Consider the following 3980-nt stretch of genomic DNA (forward strand, 5'->3'; position numbering starts at 1 on the left):
CCAAATGCTTCTGCATATTTGACAAAGTCAATATTAAGCCATCTGAAATCTCTTAAAATACTTATAGCATTTTTAAGTATTGAAATAGACTCTGTATGATTTTTGCAGAGTCCCTTTCAACTTATATCTCTTCTTGAAACTCTCTAACAAGGATATCTTTTTTTCGTTTCTTTAAACTTGCTTTGTAGGACTCTAAGTATTCCCTATGATCAATAAAGTTTATACCTTTTAAAGATTCAGACTTCATCAATGTATCCAAAAATACTATATCCCTATCAAGTAAAGGTATTTGGCTCCCACTCCAACTAGATGTTGTCGGAATAATAGACAACCTTTTAAAATCCTCATATTTATTATTATATTTCAAAAATTGTTCTAAATATCGTAATCTGACGTCTTCATTATTTATAGAAATATAATAAAAAAATATCTTATGCATCAATTGGTAGTCATTGTAATTTTTTTCGATATACTCGCACACCCATTCTTGAACTCTAATATTTAATATTTCATCTGATACTAACTTATGAGGAAAAAGCATTTCATACCGTTCGCTTCCAAAATAATTTTGGGGATGTTTTATAATATTTTCAAAAGCAATACTGATTAACTCTTTATAATTTTTTAAAAACCAAATCTTTGAAAATACGCCTTTGTTTTCGTAGTTTAATAAGTCTTTAGTAGCAAGAGACTGAGTATATAAATTCCAAAATTTAGGATCTTTTTTTACAATTGCAATTACTAATTCATTATTATCATCAAAATTAATTCCCAAAGAAACTAAGTAAAGTTCTTCCAACTGTTCTAGGTTATATTGGAAAATTTTCAACAACTCATCAACGTTATCATAATATTCTATTAGAAAATCAGAAGCAATATGTGAATTCAATTTTGACAATTCGATAAGACTATCACAAACCTTACTCAATATATTTTTATCAAACTGTTCAAATTTCAAAATCACATTAATTCCGGGAATACTTGCATTATTTTGACCTATCTGAGATTCAATAAAATCTAGGAGTATTTGAGTCTTATCTTCTGAAATCATTTCATGAGACATGAACTCCCAAGTCATCTTAAAAAATCTATTTTTTTCTGGAAAGTAATATTTATTTATTATAGATATCGTTTTATCAAATCCTATTCTCATTAGCATGTAATTAACAATATTTTGATTTGCTAGTGGAACACCACTAGCAAAGTAATACTCTATAACATCGGTAAATAATCCATCTGTAGCATTTTTTAATGCGATCGCCAAATTTTCATTTAACCAATAATTTTTGAATAAATTGTTATTCTCAATCTTAACAGCAACATTAATTAATTTTTTATAGTCATCAAAAGTATATGAAATAACTTTACTTACAATTTTCTCCTCTTGTTGATTTTTCCATTCACTATACTTTTCTTTAAATTCTTTTGAAGAAATTACTTCATAATATTTATATTCTTCATTTTTAACATAGGTTTTAAAAGAAACCTCAATGTTGGCTTCTAAAGCAATAGCAAACTCTTCTAGTTTTTTCAATACCAATGCTTGTTCAAAAGTTGGCTGTTTCCAATTAGCTAAGAACTTTTTCGAAATACAAGAATAGTCAAATTCCAGAATTTCAGTAACATTCTCCATTGCACCACTCCAACGGTATTTTATAAGTATGGCTTCAACTTCATTTTTATAATTTTTATGTTCATAAAAAAACGATAAAAATTCCCATAATTGATTTCTTAGTTTCTTAACGCCCTCTGTAAGTACTATCGTAAATTGTCCAATAGAAACTGAATAAGGTTTATCACCTGGTTCTGTAAAACTATCTGAGCAGATTAATGCCCTATCCAATAATTTTAAAATCAAAAAATCAAGATTATAGTTCTCAGTTTCTCTTAAATTAAATAAATTATTTATGAGTTCCAATTCTTTTTCACAATCATATTTAAAAGAGCTCCGATCGTAAATCCATTTTTTCAGAGCAAAGTAAACGTCCATAAACAAGCTTTGATCACGGTTCAAAGCCATTATCATCAACTCAATAGCATCTTTGGAATAGGGACTGTATTTAAAATTACTTAAAATCGAGAGCTCTTTAGAATTTATTTGTTGATAATTCTTCTGTTTATCAAAATATTCTTTTGATATTGTAAAATCAACGCTTGGCATAGATTCAATTTTTTTCTTTAATATCTTCAATGATTTAATATAGTTCATTGAATGAAAACTCTCTAGAAAAATATCTTCTTCGTCCAAACTGATTTTATCCCATCTATCATTCACTTGTTCGTTTAAATATTCTATAGTTTCGTTTGCAGTAAATAGTTGATATAAAGTATTTAGTGCATAGATTATTTTATCTCTTTTTTTAACAAATCCAAGCTCTAATAATCTACATACTGATATAAATTTTTTCTCAATCAAAGCATATTGCAGTATATAATTAGAAAAACTCTGATCTCTTATTTTTACTACCTCCTCAAGATAGAAATCTACTATTTCTTTTTCATTCAAATTTAAACAAATTTTCCTAAAATTTTCCCAAGAGATATTAAATTCTTTTAATAACAGTTCAGAAAGTTCATCATCACAAACTCTCACGGTGTTCATCAAAGAAATTATAAATAAAACTTTTTGAGTTTCAGTTGATAAATACCCTTCTTTAAATATCACTCCATAGTATGATTTGAAAATATCTATCGCATTATTTAAATGATCCACATGCTCTTTAGACAATTTTCCAGCCAAAATAGCAAGTCTAATATTTCCTTTTGCAATTGCTGAAATCCTATCTTGAAAAGCTGTATTTTTTACACCTAAACTTTCCTCTAAAATCTCCTTGATTTCTTCACTTTCAAAATTACATATTTTTTTCTCCTGAAATGTGTTAAATTTTTTAAATAAGTTTAAAACTTTTTCTCTAGCATAATCTCTTACTGTAGCTATTACTTTAATATCAAATTTATCAAAATTAAGTAAAATAGTATCTAAAATGGCCTCAATATTAGACGTTTGATTGATATCATCAAAGAATACAATAATTTTATCTTTTCCAGATATTGCAATTGTGAAATCTTCATAAAGAGAAAGACTATTATTTTTTATGCAAATAATTTCATATCCTCCTCTTTCATATTCTGAACATATTTCTAGGGCAATTTTTGTTTTTCCTACTCCAGATGCTCCACTAATTAAAGTTGCTTGGTTAAATCTTAGAGCTTCTCTTAACTCCCTAAGTTCTTCCTCTCTGAATTTAAATAAAATATCAAGTGGAGCTGCCATTCCATATTTATCATTTACTTCTACAAATTCTGATATTGTAAAGATTTGTCCTGTGTCTACTGCTATATTTAAATACTCTCTAACAATTCCAGGATAATTTTTTTCGAGATCATACGAAAGAGTTCCTAAATCAATCAATTCTATATCGACATTCTCAATTAAATGCTTTATACCTTCAAGATTTTTAACAGTAATATTTGTAGAATTATAGAAACATATTATTTTCCGTATTTTTGACTTATTTATTCCCACCTTTTCCTCATCCAAACAATCTTTTATGTCTTTTTGAAGCTTTGCTTTATTATTGTTGCTATATTTTCCGTGCATAATAAAAGTATAAGTGCCATCATCATGTAGTGAATAGGAATCTGGTACTCCCTTTGTTGTATTATTTGTTCCATCTTGCGAGCCTAATGGAGTATATCTCATTAGATTATGACTTTTATATAAATACGCATCACAGAGTTTCTGAAATTGTCCTCCATCCATTTCTTGAATTTTTTTTTGAATTTCGTTAATTCTAGTCATCTATATTTACCTCTTTAGTAGAAAAGTTTACATTAATTGTAGCATTTTTTAAGACACAAAAAAGCCCCTGAACGTATAGTGGTTCAAAGGCATGTTTTTTATTTTTATAATTTCTAAAAATATGTTGTTCTTATCAGTAAAACTCATCAGGTAAGATTGTTTCACCAAGTTTGATGTT

Annotated in this window: 1 protein-coding gene; it reads right to left on the reverse strand. The window is 27.3% G+C overall.

The window, feature by feature from the left end:
• Positions 1 to 121: 121 nt before the first annotated feature.
• Positions 122 to 3802, reverse strand: coding sequence for an nSTAND3 domain-containing NTPase (locus tag RU87_RS09380; protein ID WP_068164952.1), 3681 nt, complete (start codon positions 3800 to 3802; stop codon positions 122 to 124).
• Positions 3803 to 3980 lie beyond the last annotated feature (178 nt).

Source organism: Pseudolactococcus plantarum, assembly GCF_002441715.1.
GTDB lineage: Bacteria > Bacillota > Bacilli > Lactobacillales > Streptococcaceae > Pseudolactococcus > Pseudolactococcus plantarum.

Bases quoted from the DNA above. Each gene is read 5' to 3' on its own strand.
- RU87_RS09380 (WP_068164952.1), bottom strand. From the start codon at position 3,802: ATGACTAGAATTAACGAAATTCAAAAAAAAATTCAAGAAATGGATGGA.